General features: G+C 71.2%; 15 protein-coding genes. 10 read left to right on the top strand and 5 right to left on the bottom strand.

What is annotated here, in order from left to right; translation table 11 throughout:
- Window positions 1–58: 58 nt before the first annotated feature.
- Complete coding sequence (locus tag OHS58_RS23300; protein ID WP_328643989.1) at window positions 59–3,214, top strand: efflux RND transporter permease subunit; 3,156 nt, start codon at window positions 59–61, stop codon at window positions 3,212–3,214.
- A gap of 157 nt (window positions 3,215–3,371) precedes the next feature.
- On the opposite strand, the gene OHS58_RS23305 is transcribed toward OHS58_RS23300, so the two are convergent.
- A complete protein-coding gene (locus OHS58_RS23305; protein ID WP_326947676.1) occupies window positions 3,372–4,208 on the bottom strand; it encodes a hypothetical protein in 837 nt (278 codons plus the stop codon).
- A 167-nt stretch (window positions 4,209–4,375) separates the two neighbouring features.
- A complete protein-coding gene (locus OHS58_RS23310; RefSeq protein ID WP_247063499.1) occupies window positions 4,376–4,618 on the bottom strand; it encodes a DUF3039 domain-containing protein in 243 nt (80 codons plus the stop codon).
- 67 nt (window positions 4,619–4,685) lie between these two features.
- On the opposite strand from OHS58_RS23310, the gene OHS58_RS23315 reads away from it, so the two are divergent.
- From OHS58_RS23315 to OHS58_RS23335, 5 genes are all read left to right on the top strand, one after another.
- Window positions 4,686–5,474, top strand: coding sequence for a sporulation protein (locus OHS58_RS23315; protein ID WP_328643990.1), 789 nt, complete (start codon window positions 4,686–4,688; stop codon window positions 5,472–5,474).
- Window positions 5,475–5,497: 23 nt separating this feature from the next.
- Complete coding sequence (locus tag OHS58_RS23320; protein ID WP_328614874.1) at window positions 5,498–5,959, top strand: TIGR03618 family F420-dependent PPOX class oxidoreductase; 462 nt, start codon at window positions 5,498–5,500, stop codon at window positions 5,957–5,959.
- The gene (locus OHS58_RS23325; RefSeq protein WP_328643991.1) at window positions 5,956–6,573 is read left to right on the top strand and encodes an HD domain-containing protein; all 618 of its coding nucleotides are present in this window, start codon (window positions 5,956–5,958) and stop codon (window positions 6,571–6,573) included. The genes OHS58_RS23320 and OHS58_RS23325 overlap by 4 nt, the downstream gene beginning before the upstream one ends.
- Window positions 6,574–6,582: 9 nt before the next feature.
- Window positions 6,583–7,488 carry a pseudouridine-5'-phosphate glycosidase gene (locus OHS58_RS23330; protein WP_328643992.1) on the top strand — a complete coding sequence of 302 codons (906 nt, stop codon included), beginning with the start codon at window positions 6,583–6,585 and terminating at the stop codon, window positions 7,486–7,488.
- A 73-nt stretch (window positions 7,489–7,561) separates the two neighbouring features.
- Complete coding sequence (locus OHS58_RS23335; RefSeq protein ID WP_328643993.1) at window positions 7,562–8,434, top strand: carbohydrate kinase family protein; 873 nt, start codon at window positions 7,562–7,564, stop codon at window positions 8,432–8,434.
- A 51-nt stretch (window positions 8,435–8,485) separates the two neighbouring features.
- Here the strand turns inward: OHS58_RS23335 and OHS58_RS23340 are convergent, their stop codons facing one another.
- Window positions 8,486–8,821 carry a DUF3099 domain-containing protein gene (locus tag OHS58_RS23340; protein WP_247063491.1) on the bottom strand — a complete coding sequence of 112 codons (336 nt, stop codon included), beginning with the start codon at window positions 8,819–8,821 and terminating at the stop codon, window positions 8,486–8,488.
- A gap of 17 nt (window positions 8,822–8,838) precedes the next feature.
- On the bottom strand, window positions 8,839–10,104 hold the full coding sequence (locus tag OHS58_RS23345; RefSeq protein ID WP_326951471.1) for an amidohydrolase: 1,266 nt from the start codon (window positions 10,102–10,104) through the stop codon (window positions 8,839–8,841).
- Between the two features lie 28 nt (window positions 10,105–10,132).
- Here OHS58_RS23345 and OHS58_RS23350 point away from each other — a divergent pair, with 28 nt between their 5' ends.
- The 4 genes from OHS58_RS23350 (at window position 10,133) to OHS58_RS23365 (ending at window position 15,728) form a co-directional block, all read left to right on the top strand.
- On the top strand, window positions 10,133–11,632 hold the full coding sequence (locus OHS58_RS23350; protein WP_326947670.1) for a DUF7782 domain-containing protein: 1,500 nt from the start codon (window positions 10,133–10,135) through the stop codon (window positions 11,630–11,632).
- Complete coding sequence (gene dtd, locus OHS58_RS23355; RefSeq protein ID WP_328643994.1) at window positions 11,629–12,054, top strand: D-aminoacyl-tRNA deacylase; 426 nt, start codon at window positions 11,629–11,631, stop codon at window positions 12,052–12,054. Before OHS58_RS23350 ends, dtd begins: the two co-directional genes overlap by 4 nt.
- A 286-nt stretch (window positions 12,055–12,340) precedes the next feature.
- Entirely contained in the window at window positions 12,341–13,369 is a 1,029-nt protein-coding gene (locus OHS58_RS23360) for a sigma-70 family RNA polymerase sigma factor (protein ID WP_326947668.1), read from the top strand.
- A gap of 697 nt (window positions 13,370–14,066) precedes the next feature.
- A complete protein-coding gene (locus OHS58_RS23365; protein ID WP_326947667.1) occupies window positions 14,067–15,728 on the top strand; it encodes a fumarate hydratase in 1,662 nt (553 codons plus the stop codon).
- 130 nt (window positions 15,729–15,858) lie between these two features.
- Here the strand turns inward: OHS58_RS23365 and OHS58_RS23370 are convergent, their stop codons facing one another.
- Window positions 15,859–16,542, bottom strand: a complete 684-nt coding sequence (locus OHS58_RS23370) for a hypothetical protein (RefSeq protein ID WP_247063484.1) — start codon at window positions 16,540–16,542, stop codon at window positions 15,859–15,861.
- Window positions 16,543–16,592: the final 50 nt, after the last annotated feature.

Below are 16,592 nucleotides of genomic sequence, written 5' to 3' on the forward strand. Positions count from 1 at the left end.
AGCGGGTCACTGACGCAGGCGTCGGTCGCCGCGTCGTTCCCGAGGGGGTTCCCAAGTCATGTCCGTGCTGGCCAGATTGAGCCTGCGCAACCGAAGCCTGATCGGCCTGCTCGCGCTCGTCATCGTCGGCTTCGGTGCCTTCGCGCTGCCGCAGATCAAGCAGCAGCTGTTCCCGTCGCTGCAGTTCCCGCAGGCGCAGATCGTCACCGCGTACGCGGGCGCGTCCCCGGACGCGGTCGACAAGCAGGTCACCGAGCCGCTCGAAGGCGGCCTCCAGGGGCTCAAGGGCCTCGAGGAGCTGAATTCGACGTCTTCCGACGGGGTGTCGCGGGTCGTCGCGCAGTTCGAGTTCGGGACCGACATCGACGCCGCCGTCTCCCAGATCCAGCAGGCGGTGAACCAGGTCCGGACCCGGCTGCCGCAGAACTCCGAGCCTGCCGTGTCCGCGGGCAGCACCGACGACCTGCCGGTCGTGCTGGTCGCCGCCGGCACCGCCGGGGACCCGCAGCAGCTCGCCCCCGCGCTGACCGACCAGGTCGCGCCGGAGCTGCGCAAGATCGACGGCGTCCGCACGGTCACCGTCACCGGCGTGCAGCAGCCGCGGGTCACGATCACCCTCGACTACGCGAAGCTGGCCGCCGCGGGCGTCGACCCGACGTCGATCGCCACCGCGCTGCAGACGGCGGGCGCGGCCGTGCCGGCCGGGACGCTCACCGAAGGCGGCAAGACGCTGTCGGTCCAGGTCGGCGGCGCGCAGACCACTGTGGACACGATCCGCAACCTCTACCTCACGCCGAGCGCCGCGGCCGGGGCTTCCCGCGCGGGCGCTCCGGCGCGCGGGCCGGTGAAGCTCGGTGACGTCGCCGACGTCCAGACCGGGTTCGCCCCGCCGACGTCGATCACGCGCACCAACGGCAAGCCGAGCCTCGGCCTCTCGATCACCATGGTGGACAACGGGAACGCCGTCGCGATCTCCGACGCGGTCCGCGACAAGCTGCCCGACCTGGCGAAGAAGACCGGCTCCGAGATGAGCGTCGTGTTCGACCAGGGCACGCCGGTGAAGGACGCGATCAGCGGCCTGACCACCGAAGGCCTGCTGGGCCTGGCGTTCGCCGTCATCGTCATCCTGCTGTTCCTGCTGTCGGTGCGCTCGACGCTGGTGACCGCGGTCTCGATCCCACTGTCGGTGATCGTCGCGCTGCTGGCGCTGTGGACCGGCGACCTGTCGCTCAACCTGCTCACCCTCGGCGCGCTCACCATCGCGATCGGCCGGGTGGTCGACGACTCGATCGTGGTGCTGGAGAACATCAAACGCCACCTCGCGTACGGCGAGGAGAAGCAGCGGGCGGTGCTCGACGGCGTCCGCGAGGTGGCCGGCGCGGTCACCTCGTCCACGCTGACGACCGTCGCGGTGTTCCTGCCGATCGCGTTCGTCGGCGGGTTCGTCGGGGAGCTGTTCTCGCCGTTCGCGATCACCGTGACGGTGGCGCTGCTGGCGTCGCTGCTCGTGTCGCTGACCGTGGTCCCGGTGCTCGCGTACTGGTTCCTCAAGCAGCCGAAGGTGCCCGCGGACGCCATCGAGGCCGAGCGGGCGCGCGAAGCCGCCGTCGAGAAGGAGCGCCGCGGCCTGCTGCAGCGCGCCTACCTGCCGGTGATCCGGTTCGCCACCAAGCGGCGGCTCACCGTCGTCCTGCTGGCGCTGCTGATCTTCGCCGGCACCGTCGGCCTCGCGACCCGGCTGAACACCAACTTCCTCGACCAGTCCGGCGGCACCACGCTGAACATGACGCAGAAGCTGCCCGCGGGCACCAGCGTCGAGGCCAAGGAGAAGGCCGCCACGGCGGTCGAGCAGGCACTGGCGGCCGAGAAGTCCGTGCAGACCTACCAGGTCAGCGTCGGCGGGGGTGGCGCTTTCGGCGGCTTCGGCGGCGGCGGCACGTCGACCAGCATCTCCGTCACCGTCGCGAAGGACACCGACCTCGACGCGCTGTCGAGCCGGCTGCGCGACGAGCTGACGTCCCGGCCCGAGCTGGGCGAGATCAAGATCGGCGCCGACGCCTCCGGGTTCAACTCCGACCAGGTCTCGGTCACCGTGACCGCGCCGTCGGAAGCGGCGCTGAAGCCCGCGTCCGACCAGGTGCAGCAGGCGCTGCAAGGGGTTTCCGGGCTGACCGAGGTGACCAGCGACCTGTCCGTCGGCTCGCCGCGGGTGCAGGTCGAGGTGGACGACGCCGCGGCCGCCGCGCGCGGGCTGTCGGCGAGCACCATCGGCCAGGTCGCCAACCAGGCGATCGCCGGGCGCACGGTGACACAGCTCCCGGTCGACGGGCAGCGCACGGACGTCGTGCTCCGCGCCGGCACCGCGCCGGTGTCCGTGGACCAGGTCAAGGGCCTGCCGATCCCCGGCCCGGCCGGCGTCGTCCGGCTGGACGAGGTCGCGAAGGTGTCCACTGTGGACGGCCCGGCGTCGGTGCACCGCACCGGCGGCGACCTCAGCACCACCGTCACGGCCAAGAACACCGGTGACAACCTGAGCAAGACGACCGCGGACATCCAGTCCAAGCTGGACGGCATCACGTTCGCCGGCGGCGCGTCGTACTCGCTCGGCGGTGTCAGCCAGGATCAGCAGGAGGCGTTCTCGAACCTCTTCCTGGCGCTGCTCGCGGCCATCGCGATCGTGTTCCTGATCATGGTGGCGACGTTCCGCAGCCTGATCCAGCCGCTGATCCTGCTGGTGTCGATCCCGTTCGCGGCGACCGGCGCGATCGGGCTGCTGCTGGCCACCGGCACCGCGCTCGGCCTGCCGTCGCTGATCGGGATGCTGATGCTCGTCGGCATCGTCGTGACCAACGCGATCGTGCTGATCGACCTGATCAACCAGTACCGCGCCGAGGGGATGAGCGTCGCCGACGCCGTCACCGAAGGCGGCCGGCGCCGGCTGCGGCCGATCCTGATGACCGCGGCGGCGACGATCTTCGCGCTCGTCCCGATGGCGCTGGGCATCACCGGCCAGGGCGGCTTCATCGGCCAGCCACTGGCGATCGTGGTGATCGGTGGCCTGGTCAGCTCGACGCTGCTGACGCTGGTGCTGGTCCCGACCCTCTACACGATGGTCGAGACCCGCAAGGAACGCCGCCACGCGCGCCGCGAAGCCCGCCGGCACCCGGTCGAGGCCCCGGAGTCGGAGTCCTTGGACCCCGCCCCCACCGCCTGACCGTTTGACGAAGGCCCGGCACTTTCACGTGAAAGTGCCGGGCCTTCGGTGTTCACCCGGCGTGTCGCCCCTTCAACCACGCGTGTCGGCTTCTCAATCACGCGTGTCGGCTTCTCAATCACGCGTGTCGGCCCTTCCAGCACGGCTCGAGTGGCGGCTACTGCTTGAAGCGGTAGGTCATGCTGTCGAAGAGGATGCAGATGCTCGGCGACATCACGATGACCCGCAGGGTGTTGTCCCGCTCGTCGAAGTCGAGGCCTTCGACCTCGAAGGTCCCGCTGCAGCCGCTGCGCAGTGGCAGCTGGCCGAGCGAGGTGACGTGGCCGGCGACGTCCGAGCCGTTGAGGCCGCCGGCGAGGTCCACCTGCAGCAGCGGCTTCGTCGTGCCGAAGAGGCTGCCGTCCGGGTCGTCGGACGAGCAGAGCAGCCGGGTCGCGGTCTGGAAGTCGCAGCCCTGGACGTCGCGGACCGGGTGGTCGAGCCGGATCGTCCCCGCCAGCGGCAGGTTCTGCGCGGGGGTCGTGAACACCGCGCCGGGCATCGGGTGGACCAGGAGCCGGTCCATGGTGCCGTACTCGCCCTCGACCAGCCAGCGCGCGTCGGGCGAGACGGCGGCGAACGAGTTGTTATTCGCCTCCCACGACTCGAGGCTGTGCTTGTAGTTCGCCCACGAGCCGTCCGGCGCCTGGACGCGGTAGAGCTTCCCGCCCCGGTCGTCGCGCTGGTAGGGCTCGACGTACCAGCCCTGCGCCGACCCGGGGTCGCCGATGTGGTTCCAGCCCTGGGAGTTCAGGTCGGCCGGGATGGTGCTGAGCCCGGTGTAGCGGATGGTGGTGCCCGACGGCCGCACGATCGTCGCGAGCCCCTGGCTTTCGTCGAGGGCGCGGGCCTGGTCCTTGCCGACCTCGGTCCAGCCGGTGACGGCCTGCGCCAGCGCGGGCGCGAACACGGTGAGCAGGGCGGCTACGGCGACGATGATCCCGGTTCTGCGCATGACGCCTCCGGTGGGAGTGGGAAACCTGGCGCACCGGATCTACCAGCACTCCCGGGCGTCGCGCACCCGTCTAATGAAGGGTTTTCACGTTTATCCCGGAGATCTGTCCCTTTCCGGACAGGATTGAACCCCGGCGGACGACGTCAGCCGGGGTTCCGGGCACGGGGTCACTCCCCCTTGCGCAGCCCGTCGAAGATCTCCTTGCAGGCCGGGCAGACCGGCGAACCGGGCTTCGGCGACTTCGTCACCGGGAAGACCTCACCGCACAGCGCCACCACGTGATTGCCCATGACCGCGCTCTCGGCGATCTTGGCCTTCTTCACGTAGTGGAACATCTTCGGTGTGTCGTCGTCGGTGGTCTCCGTGCCCTCGGGCGTGGTTTCCGGCTTCGTCAGCGTCTCGGTGCTCACCCGGCCATTGTGCCCCAGTCCCCCCGAAGCTCGTACGAAAGCCCCTCGGCCTGGCAGGATCGGCGGCATGTTCCAGAAGGTGCTCGCGACGTTCGGCTCGGGCGGAGCGAAGATCGACGCCCGCCTGCTCGACCGCACGGCCGCCCCCGGCCGCCCGTTGCACGGCGAGGTCCTGCTGCTCGGCGGCGAGGTCGACCAGGAGATCAACGCGCTGGGCGTGACGCTGCTGGCCCGCGTCCAGGTCCCCGGCGAGGACAAGACCGAAGACCTCCCGTTCGGTGCGCAGCAGCTCGTCGGCCGCGAGACCATCCGCGCCGGCCAGCAGGTGCGCGTGCCGTTCGAGATCCCGCTGCCCTGGGAGACGCCGGTCACGAGCGTCTTCGGCAAGCCCCTGGTGGGGACAGCGGTCGGCGTGCGCGCCGAGCTGGACCTCGCGGCCGCCGTGTCCGACCCGTTCGACGCCGACGCCGTCGCGATCGAGCCGCTCCCGGCACAGAAGCGGGTCCTCGACGCACTCGGCCGGATCGGTTTCGTCTACCACGAGGCGATCCTGGAGCAGGGCCGGATCAACGGCGCGAACCAGCAGCTCGCCTTCTTCCAAGAGATCCGCTTCGCGCCTTCACCGCGCTTCGCGAGCGTCTTTTCCCAGGTCGCGGTCACGTTCCTGACGTCGTCGGAGCGCGCCGACGTCGTCCTGGAGGTCACCAAGCGGGTCCGGGTGAGCAAGACCGGCGGCTTCGGCGGCCGCGGCCAGGAGTTCCTGGGCCTGTTCACGATGAAGCCGGACGTGAACTGGGAGAAGCAGCTCGACGACTGGTTCGACCAGGTGGCGCGGCCGCGCGGGATCTTCGACTAGCCGTGGAGACGCACCGTCCGTACATGCCCGGGTACGGGATCGCGCCCGCCGGCCAGGGCCTGCTGCCCTGGTCGTGGGCCGACGAGCGGCTGCGCGCGTCCCACGACTTCTGGCTCGCCACGGTGACCCCGGCGGGGCGCCCGCACCTGATGCCGGTGTGGGCGGTGTGGACCGGCGAGGTGATGTGGTTTTCGTCGTCGCTGCGGTCGGTGAAGGCCCGCAACGTCGCCGCGGGCTCGGCGGTGTCGATCGCGACGGACGACCCGTACGAGCCGGTCGTCGTCGAGGGCACCGCCGAGGTCGTCACCGATCCGGCGGCGCTGCGGGAGTTCCTGGACGCGATGAACGCCAAGTACCGGACGTCGTACGAGGAAGACTTCCTCGAACCGGCCGCCAACGCGTCGATGCGGCTGCGGCCGGAGAAGGTGATCGGGTTGCGGGAGAAGGACTTCACGAACACCCCGACGCGCTGGACGTTCCCGTGAAGTGGGCCGAAGCGATCGCCGCGCTCGGCGGCACGCCGGATGCCTGGCCCCGGCTCGAAAGCCGTTACGGAGAGCCCCATCGCCGTTACCACACGCTCACCCACGCGGCCGCCGTCGCGCGTGACTCCGCCTGGCTGGCCGGCGGTCTCGGGGAGACCGACCGGGCCGTCGTCGCCGTCGCCGCGTGGACGCACGACGTCGTCTACGACGCGAAGCCCGGCGAAGACGAGCGCGCGAGCGCGGCCTGGGCCCGGGAAGCGCTGACCGGGGTCGCCGAAGCGCAGGTCGAGCGCGTCGAAGGCCTGATCCTGGCCACGATCAAGCACGACGCCCCGGCCGGCGACCACCTCGCCACCGCGCTGCTCGACGCCGACCTCGCCATCCTGGGCGCGCCCGAAGCGCAGTACGCGGGGTACGCCGAAGCCGTGCGCCAGGAGTACGCGAAGTACCCCGACGACGTCTGGCGCGAAGGGCGCATCGCCGTCCTCGAAGGCATGCTGTCGCGGACGCTCTACCGCAGCGAAGCCGCGCGGGCACGCTGGGCGACCGCCGCGGAAAAGAACCTGACGGCCGAGCTGACCCGCTGGCGCCGGGACCGACCCGATCACCGATGATGGTTCCTCGTGACCACCCCACTCAACCTGCACGAAGAGGTCGCTTCCGCGCTGCGTGACGGGCACCCCGTCGTCGCGCTGGAGAGCACCATCCTGTCCCACGGCCTGCCGCCGGGCCGCAACCTCGACGTCGCCCGGCGCCTCGAGCGCGTGGTGCGCGACGGCGGCGCCGTCCCGGCCACCATCGCGGTGCTCGACGGCCGCGTCGTCGTCGGCCTCTCCCCCGCCGAGCTGGAGCGCGTCTGCGCGCCGGACGCCGGGCTGGACAAGCTGTCGCTGCGCGACCTCGGCCCGGCCGTCGGCCTCGGCCGCTCGGGCGCGACGACCGTCGCGAGCACGTCGGCGCTGGCCGCCGCGGCCGGCATCGGGATGTTCGCCACCGGCGGCCTGGGCGGGGTGCACGTCGGCGCCGCGCAGTCCTGGGACGTCTCGGCGGACCTCGGCGTGCTCGCGAAGGTGCCGACCGTGGTCGTCTGCTCCGGCGTGAAGTCGGTGCTCGACATCCCGGCGACCCTCGAAGTCCTCGAGACGAACTCGGTGCCGGTGCTGGGGTACCGCACCGACGACTTCCCGGCGTTCTACCTGCGCTCGTCCGGGCACGCCGTGGGCTGGCGGGTGGACGACGCGAAGCAGGCCGCCGCGGTGGTCGCCGCGCACCGCGCGTACGCGGATTCCGGTGTTCTGCTGGCGAACCCGATCCCGGAAGCGTCCGAAATGGACAAAGAGCTGCACGACCGGCTGCTCGCCGAGGGCCTGGCGCTGGTGGCCGAGCGGGGCGTGCACGGCGCCGAGGTCACGCCGGTGCTGCTGGAGCACTTCCACACCGCGAGCGGCGGGGTGAGCATCGACGCGAACGAGGCGCTGGTGCTGAACAACGCGAAGCTGGCGACCGACGTCGCGGTGGCGCTGGCATGATCGAGCTTGCGAGTGAATCAATCAACACTGCGCCGGCCGGTCAGGCCGCACCGAGCGTCAGCGAGGTGTGCGCATGACCGGCATCGTGGTGGTCGGCGACGCGGCCCTCGACGTGATCGCCCGGCACGACAAGCCGTTGCCGCACGGCGGCGACGCCCGCGCGAAGATCCGGTTCACCGGTGGCGGCTCGGGCGCCAACACGGCGCTGTGGCTGCGTTCGCTGGACGCGGACACGACGCTGCTCGCGCGCATCGGCGACGACCCTGGCGGCCGGCTGATCAAGGCCGAGCTGGAGGCCGCGGGCGTGCGCTGCGCGTTCGCCGTCGACGCCGAGGCGCCGACGTGCTGCGTCGTGGTGATGGTCGACGCCACCGGGCAGCGGAGCATGCTCGCCGACCGCGGCGCCAACCAGCGCTTCGCGCCCGAGGACGTCACGCCGGAGGCGCTGGCCGGGGCGGGGCACCTGCACCTGTCCGGTTACGTGCTGCTCGACCCGCCGTCGCGGGCCGCGGGTCTCGCGTCGCTGGCGCTCGCCCGGGAGCTGGGCCTGACGACGTCGGTGGACCCGCAGGCGGCGGCGCACATCACCGACCCGGCGGCGTTCCTCGACGACGTCCGCGGCGTCGACCTGCTGATGCCGAACACCGAGGAGCTGGTCGCGCTGACCGGCTCAGCGGACCCCGCGTCGGCGAAGGAGCTGCTCGGCGCGGTCGGCGCGGTGGTGGTCACCGCCGGCCTGAACGGCGCGAGCTGGGTCGACGGCGGCGGCGTCACGAGCGTGCCCGCGATCGAGGCCGACTGCGTCGACTCGACGGGCGCGGGCGACGCGTTCGACGCGGGCGTGCTCACCGGCTGGCTGGCCGGGGAGTCCACTGTGGACATCCTGCGCCACGGCGTGCGGCTGGGCGCGCTGGCCGTCGGGAAGGTGGGCCCGCAGCCGTCGTGAGTGGTAATTCGGGTTAGAACCCTCATTACCACTCACGAGCCGGGACGTGGCTCAGCCGTCGATGACGCGGTGGGTGGTGTGCTCGATCGCCGTCGGCTCGGCCTGGAAGCGGTTGACCTTCTCGGTCTTGCGCGGCGGGCTGTCGTTGGCGATCAGCACCGCGATCCACGGCAGCGGCACCGAGATCGCGAGGAACCCGAGCGCCAGCCACCACACGTGGTAGGTCAGCCCGGCGAGGATCAGACACGGGATGCGGCACGCCATCATGATGACGTACTTGCGCTTGCGAGCCCTGAACTGCTCTTCGTACGACGGGGCCGCCCCGGTGATCAGCACCGGGTCCGAGTCGTTGGCGGGCATGGTCACTGCACCACCTCCGCCGTCCATCGTCTCACCGGTGCGGCTCAGGCGACACCGGGGTGGGCCAACCGGCTCAACGCGGCCGAGACGAGCGTCTCGATGCCGGTGCGCAGGGTCGGGTGCAGCACCGGGGCGAACCGCGGCGAGTGGTTGGACGGGATGTCGCGTTCGAAGCGGCCTTCGGTCATCGCCGTGATCACCGTCTCCGGGTCGAACCCGCCGACCAGCCAGAACACCGACGGCGCGCCGGCCGCCCGGCCGAACTCGCTGAAGTCCTCACTGCCGGTGATCAGCGGCGCCGGCATGGTCACCTCGGGGCCGAAGTGGGCGAGGAAGACCTCGGCGAGCGCGTTGTTGGCCGCTTCGTCGTTCTCCGTGATCGGGTAGGAGCCGAACCGGACGATCTCGGGCGGCTTCGGCGCACCGGCCGTGGCGGCTTCGCCGTTGACGATCCGTTCGACCGCGGCCAGCACGCGCTCGCGGACCGCCTGGTCGAACGACCGGACGTTGACCTCCAGGACGGCGTCGTCGGCGATCACGTTGCTCGCGGTGCCCACGTGCAGCGAGCCGACGGTGACCACGGCCGAGTCGGTCGCGGCGATCTCGCGCGAGACGATCGTCTGCAGCTTGAGCACGACGGACGCGGCCAGCACGGCCGGGTCGACGGTCGTCTCGGGGCGCGAGCCGTGGCCGCCGCGGCCGTGCAGGGTGATCCGCAGCGTGTCGGTGGCCGCCATGATCACGCCGGGGCGGGTGAGCACCCAGCCCGCCGGGCCGGGCACGAGGTGCTGGCCGAACACGACGTCGGGCTTCCCGGCGATGTCGAACAGGCCGTCGCGGACCATCGCCGACGCGCCGCCCGCGCTCTCCTCCCCCGGCTGGAACACCACGAGCAGCGTGCCGGACCAGGCGTCGCGCCCGCGCGCGAGCAGCGTCGCGGCCCCGGACAGCCAGGTGGCGTGCATGTCGTGCCCGCAGGCGTGCATGACCGGGACGTCGGTGCCGTGCTCGTCGGTGCCGCGCTCGGTGCTCGCGTACGACAGCCCGGTCTTCTCCTCGACCGGCAGCGCGTCGATGTCGGCGCGCAACTGCACCGTGGGGCCCTCGCCGTTGCGCAGCACACCCAGCACCCCGGTGCCGGCGATGCCGGTGTGCACCTCGTAGCCGTCGCGCTCCAGCCGCCGGGCCAGCTCCGCGGCCGTGCGCGTCTCGGCGAAGGAGAGCTCGGGGTGGCGGTGGAGGTCGATGTACAGCGCTTCGAGTTCGGGCAGCGCCGCGTCGAGCGGGGTGAGGACGTCTTCGAGGGTCACAGGAGCCATCGTGGCAGCATTACCCACCGTGAGCACGCGAAGCGTACTGCCCGACCTGTCCGACGACGTCTGCGCGCGGCTGCGCGAGGCCTTCCGGCGCACCTCCTACGACGCCGACGGCGTGGTGGCCGCCCTCGGCGGCGCCGCACACGCGGCGCTGGGCCGCGGCGAGCCGGAACCGGCGGACCGGGCGAGCCGGGACGCGGGTGACCTCGGCACGCTGATCCGGCTGTTCCTGCTGGGCGGGACGGAACCGGAGACCGCCGTCAAGGCCGCGTTCGCGCCGCTGACTCCGGAAGACGCCGTCGCGGCCGGCCTGCTCGACGCCGTCGCCGGCGGCTACCGCGCCGCCCTCGACGTCCGCCCGCACGGCGACGAGGAGGGCTCCTGGTGGGTCGTCTCCGACCTCGACGCCGACGTCCTCGGCGCGACCGTGCCCGAGGACCACGTGCTCGGCGTCGGGCACGCGTCGCTGTCGCTGATCCGCGCGACCACCCGCCGGCCGGTCGGCACCCTGCTCGACCTGGGCACCGGCAACGGCGTCCAGGCGCTGCACGCGACCCGGCACGCCCGGCGCGTCACCGCCACCGACGTCTCCGCGCGGGCCCTCGCGCTGGCCGCGGCGACGTTCCGGCTCAACGAGCTGGACGTCGAGCTGGTGCGCGGCGAGTGGTTCGCGCCGGTCGCGCGGCGGAAGTTCGACCAGGTCGTCTGCAACCCGCCGTTCGTGGTCGGGCCGGCGCGCGTCGACTACACCTACCGCGACTCCGGGCTGGCGGGCGACGACGCGAGCGCGCTCGTCATCCGGCAGCTGCCGGGGTTCCTGAACGACGACGGCGTCGGCCAGCTGCTGGCGTCCTGGCTGCACACCGGCACCGAGGACTGGGCCGACCGGGTGAGCCGCTGGCTGCCCGCCGAGACCGACGCCTGGTTCGTCCAGCGCGACGTCGCCGACCCGGCGCTCTACGTCGGCACGTGGCTGCGGGACGCGGGCATCGACCCGCGCTCGCCCGAAGGCCGGGTGAAGGCGGCGGCGTGGCTCGACTGGTTCGCGGCCAACGACGTCCGGGGCATCGGCTTCGGCTTCGTGACGCTGCGGCGTGCGGCCGGGCGCACACCGACCGTGGTGTGCGAGGACCTGCGGCAGGCTTACGACGACCCGCTGGGCCCGGAAGCGGCGGGCTGGCTGGACCGCGTCGAATGGCTGCGCAATTCCGGTTCCCTGCTTGATGTCCGATTTGTCGTACCCGACACCGTTTTGCTGGAAAGCGTCGAAGAACCGGGCGACGAGGGCTGGACGACGTCGATCCGGCGGCTGCACCGCACCGACGGCCCCGGCTGGCAGCACGAGGTCGACGACCTGGCCGCACGGCTGCTCGCGGGCTGCCGCGGCGCGCTGCCGCTGGAGGACCTCATCGAGCTGCTCGCGGCCGCCCAGGGCCTCGAAGCGGACGAGCTGGCCGCCGCCGCGCTGCCCGTCGTCCGGGAGCTCGTGCGGCACGGGATGCTCGTGCCGGCGGGGCGATGAGGGCGGTCGCGGCCCGCGTCACCCGGGCGGACGTGACGGTCGATGGCGCGGTGGTCGGCGCCATCACCGAACCGGGTTTGCTTGTACTGCTGGGAATCCACGTCGGCGACGACGCGGCGAAGGCCGCGACGATGGCGCGCAAATTGCACGAGTTGCGCATCCTGCGTGACGAGGAATCATGCGCCACGGTGAATGCGCCGTTGCTCGTGGTGAGCCAGTTCACGCTCTACGGCGACACGAAGAAAGGGCGCCGGCCGTCGTGGACGCAGGCCGCCCGGCCCGAGGTCGCCGAGCCGTTGGTGGACGCCGTGGTCGCTGACCTGCGCGAGCGCGGCGCGCACGTCGAAACGGGGCGTTTCGGGGCGATGATGGCAGTCTCGAGCGTGAACGACGGTCCGTTCACCGTTCTCGTAGAGGTCTAGACCACTCCGGAGCGGTTCACTTCCTGACCGAATTCTCAAGGTCTTCTCAGGTTTCCCGGACCCTGATCCTTCTCAGGAAAAGCTCAGCATTGGTGGAGCAACCGGAGCGCTCCGGCAGCCGTCTCCTTATCAGCGAGCCGGGAACGTTTTGGGAACCCGGAGCGTTGTGCCAGATGTCCAGCCAAGCCGGCCGGACCGGCGTACCGGGTTCCACAGGCCTCGGTCCGCGGGTACGCACCCGGCGTGACCCACCGCAGCACGTTCAGCCCGTGACCGGGGAGGCAGAATGTCAGTCCAGACTCTCGAACGCGAGTCGCGCGGGATTCGCGAACGTATTCCGAGCCAGTTCTCCGAGGAGCCGCCGAGCGCGGGGGCGCTCGCCGACGGCGACCTCGACGCCCCGAGCCCGGCCGCCGACCTGGTCCGCGTCTACCTCAACGGTATCGGCAAGACGGCGCTGCTGTCGGCCGCCGACGAGGTGGAGCTCGCGAAGCGCATCGAAGCCGGCGTTTTCGCCCAGCACATGCTGGACACCGGGGAAAACCTCACGACCAAGCGCCGCACGGAGATGTCCGCCTTGGTGCGCGACGGGCACGTGGCGAAGAACCACCTGCTCGAGGCCAACCTGCGCCTGGTCGTCTCGCTGGCCAAGCGGTACACCGGCCGGGGGATGCCGCTGCTGGACCTGATCCAGGAGGGGAACCTGGGCCTGATCCGCGCGGTGGAGAAGTTCGACTACTCCAAGGGGTTCAAGTTCTCGACCTACGCCACCTGGTGGATCCGGCAGGCCATCACCCGGGGCATGGCCGACCAGGGCCGCACCATCCGCCTCCCGGTCCACCTGGTGGAACAGGTCAACAAGCTCGCCCGCATCAAGCGCGACCTGCACCAGCAGCTCGGGCGGGACGCGACGCACGAAGAGCTGGCCGCGGAGTCCGGCATCCCGGCCCACAAGATCTCCGACCTGCTCGACCACTCGCGTGACCCGGTAAGCCTGGACATGCCGGTCGGCGCGGAAGAGGACGCCCCGCTCGGTGACTTCATCGAGGACTCCGAGGCGACCGACGCCGAGAGCGCCGTGATCTCCGGCCTGCTGCAGGACGACCTGCGCCGCGTGCTCGCGACGCTGGACGACCGCGAGCAGCACGTCATCCGGCTGCGCTACGGCCTGGACGACGGCCAGCCCCGCACGCTCGACCAGATCGGCAAGCACTTCGGGCTCTCCCGCGAGCGCGTCCGCCAGATCGAGCGCGAGGTCATGTCCAAGCTCCGCCAGGGCGAGCGCGCGGACCGGCTCCGCGCCTACGCCAGTTGATCCACTTACGGTGATCCACCTCGGACGGGGCGGGCCGCGCACACTGTGCGTGCCCGCCCCGTTTTCGTGCCCGAACCCGCGATTGTTCCCGCAGTTCACGGGCGCGATCGGAAAATAAGCCACCAAACTGAGGTTTCGGCCCCACATGACGTGGGTAGCAAACCTTCGCAACACCCGTTCGGCCGGATTGACTTATGACCTACGTCACGCCACTGTCGGGTGAAGGCCGGTGGGGTACGGCGACAAGCCTCGCGACTGGATGTGCACGCATCCGGGCGCTTTCCCCGGGAGGTCGGGTCCGTCGGGGTGGACCCGGCCTCCCGACCCAAACCTCAGGCGCCGGCGTCGCCCAGCTCCCAGACGGTCGCCTCGCGTACCCAGGCAGTCGGCTCGCGCACTCAGACCGTCGGCTCACGTACCCAGGCAGTCGGCTCGCCTGCTCGGCCGGTCGGCTCCCTCCGCGCCGGACCGGGCTTTCCACAGCCCTGCCGTGATGTGGACAACCAGGCCCCGGTTGCCGCTTTCCCCGGGTTTCGCCGAGCGCCCCCGATAAACTGGACAAGGGCACGCCCCCCAGGGAGGGTGGGGGCGCGATTGCGGGCCGTGGGGTGGCCCACAGTGGCCGGATGCCTCTGGGGCGTGGCCGTCGCACCTGCGTAGGGTGGACCGATCCCGGAGCTGGCAAAGGAGCCTGGCAGTGCCGTCCACCACCACTTTTCAGCACACCGAAGTCCTCCCGCTGGGCAAGGACACCACCACCGAGTACCGGCTGGTCACCGCCGAGGGCGTCGAGACCTTCGAAGCCGCCGGGCGGAAGTTCCTGAAGGTCGACCCCGCGGTGCTGACCACCCTGGCGCGCACGGCCATCACCGACATCCAGCACCTGTTGCGCACGTCACACCTGACGCAGCTGCGCGCGATCGTCGACGACCCCGAGGCGAGCGGCAACGACCGCTTCGTCGCCATGGACCTGCTCCGCAACGCCGCCATCTCGGCCGGTGGGGTGCTGCCCATGTGCCAGGACACCGGCACCGCGATCGTCATCGGCAAGCGCGGCGAAGGCGTCCTCACCGGCGGTGACGACGAGCGCGCGCTCTCGCGGGGCATCTTCGACGCCTACCAGCAGCTCAACCTGCGGTACTCGCAGATGGCGCCGGTCAACTTCTGGGACGAGCGCAACACCGGCACGAACCTGCCGGCGCAGGTCGAGCTCTACCACAAGGACGGCCAGGACGACCCGGCCTACGAGTTCCTCTTCATGGCCAAGGGCGGCGGCAGCGCCAACAAGACGTTCCTCTACCAGGAAACGAAAGCCGTCCTGAACCCGAAGCGGCTCGCCCGGTTCCTCGACGAGAAGCTGCGCAGCCTCGGCACCGCGGCCTGCCCGCCGTACCACCTCGCGATCGTCGTCGGCGGCATGTCCGCCGAGTTCAACCTGAAGGTCGCGAAGCTCGCCTCCGCGCGCTACCTCGACACCCTCCCGCAGGAGGGCTCCGAGCTCGGCCACGCCTTCCGCGACCCGAGCCTCGAGCAGCAGGTCCTGGAGATGACGCGCCAGTTCGGCATCGGCGCGCAGTTCGGCGGGAAGTACTTCTGCCACGACGTCCGCGTCATCCGGCTCCCCCGCCACGGCGCCTCGTGCCCGGTCGGCATCGCCGTCTCCTGCTCGGCCGACCGGCAGGCCAAGGCCAAGATCACCGCCGACGGCGTGTTCATCGAGCAGCTCGAACGCGACCCGGCGCGCTTCCTGCCCGAGGTCACCGAGGAGGACCTCTCCGACGACGTCGTGTCGGTCGACCTCAACCGGCCGATGGCCGAGATCCGCGCGCAGCTCTCGCAGCTGCCGGTGAAGACGCGGCTGTCGCTGTCCGGGCCGCTGGTCGTCGCCCGCGACATCGCGCACGCGAAGATCGCCGAGCGCCTCGACGCCGGCGAGGAGATGCCGGAGTACCTCAAGAACCACCCGGTGTACTACGCGGGCCCGGCGAAGACGCCGGAGGGCTACGCGTCCGGCTCGTTCGGGCCGACGACGGCCGGGCGGATGGACTCCTACGTCGCGCAGTTCCAGGCCGCGGGCGGCTCACTCGTCATGCTGGCCAAGGGAAACCGCTCGAAGCAGGTGACGTCGGCGTGCGAAGAGCACGGCGGTTTCTACCTCGGTTCGATCGGCGGCCCGGCCGCGCGGCTGGCGCAGGACTGCATCAAGAAGGTCGACGTCCTCGAGTACGCCGAGCTCGGCATGGAAGCCGTCTGGAAGATCGAGGTCGAGGACTTCCCCGCGTTCATCGTGATCGACGACAAGGGCAACGACTTCTTCGCCAGCACCGGCGATCCGGTGCTGCAGATCAGCTTCCGCTGACCCGGTAACACCCGCAACGCACGCGAAGCCCCTCCGGCCGTCCACAGTGGCCGGAGGGGCTTCGTCGCGTGATCAGGGCGGGGAAGGGAGCACCAGCCCGCCGCCAGTGCTCCCCTCCTTCCCTGCTCCCTCAGCCGACGCGCTCGATCCGCGCGCGCCGGATGAGGAACTTTCCGGGTTCCCGAACCTGCTCGAAGGCCGCGTTGTTGAGCAGCGCGCAGCTGCCCGACACCGACGTCACCGTCACGGTGGTGGACTTCGAGTTGTCGAGGTTCGTCACCTTCAGCTTGGTCCCCGCGGGGAACTGGTTGCTCGACGCCGCCGGCGCACCGGCCTCGCCCGAGAGCGTCACGGTCGAGCCGGCGCACACCACGTCGCCCGTCGCGGCACCGTTCTGGTTCTGCTGCTGCGCCGGAGCCTGCTGTGCGGGCGCCTGCTGGGCCGGGGCCTGTTGCACGGGCGCCTGCTGGGCCGGAGCCTGTTGCGCCGGGGCCGCCTGGCCGTTGTTCGCGACGACGTTCGCGGTGCACTCCGCGACCACCCGCCGTTGCTGGATGAGGTCCACCACCGCCTGGCGGTTGGCGATCCTCGCGGCCGACTGCGCGTCCGGGTTCGCCTGCTGGCCGGCGATGAAGTTCAGGTTGTTCTGCAGCGCGGTGTCGAGTCCCCCGCAGTTCTCCTTGGGTGCCTCGGCCGCGTTGCTCGCGGGGCTGCTCAGCGCGATCGCGGCCGCCGTGACGCCGGAAACGCCCAGCAGCGCGGCCAGTCCGATGGTCGCTCGCTTGCGGTGCCGACCACTACTCAACCGGGGCATGTTCCGTTCCTCTCTGATCACCACCTCATCCGGGAATACGGCCCGGTAAC

Origin of the sequence: Amycolatopsis sp. NBC_00348, assembly GCF_036114655.1 — a bacterium.
GTDB lineage: Bacteria > Actinomycetota > Actinomycetes > Mycobacteriales > Pseudonocardiaceae > Amycolatopsis.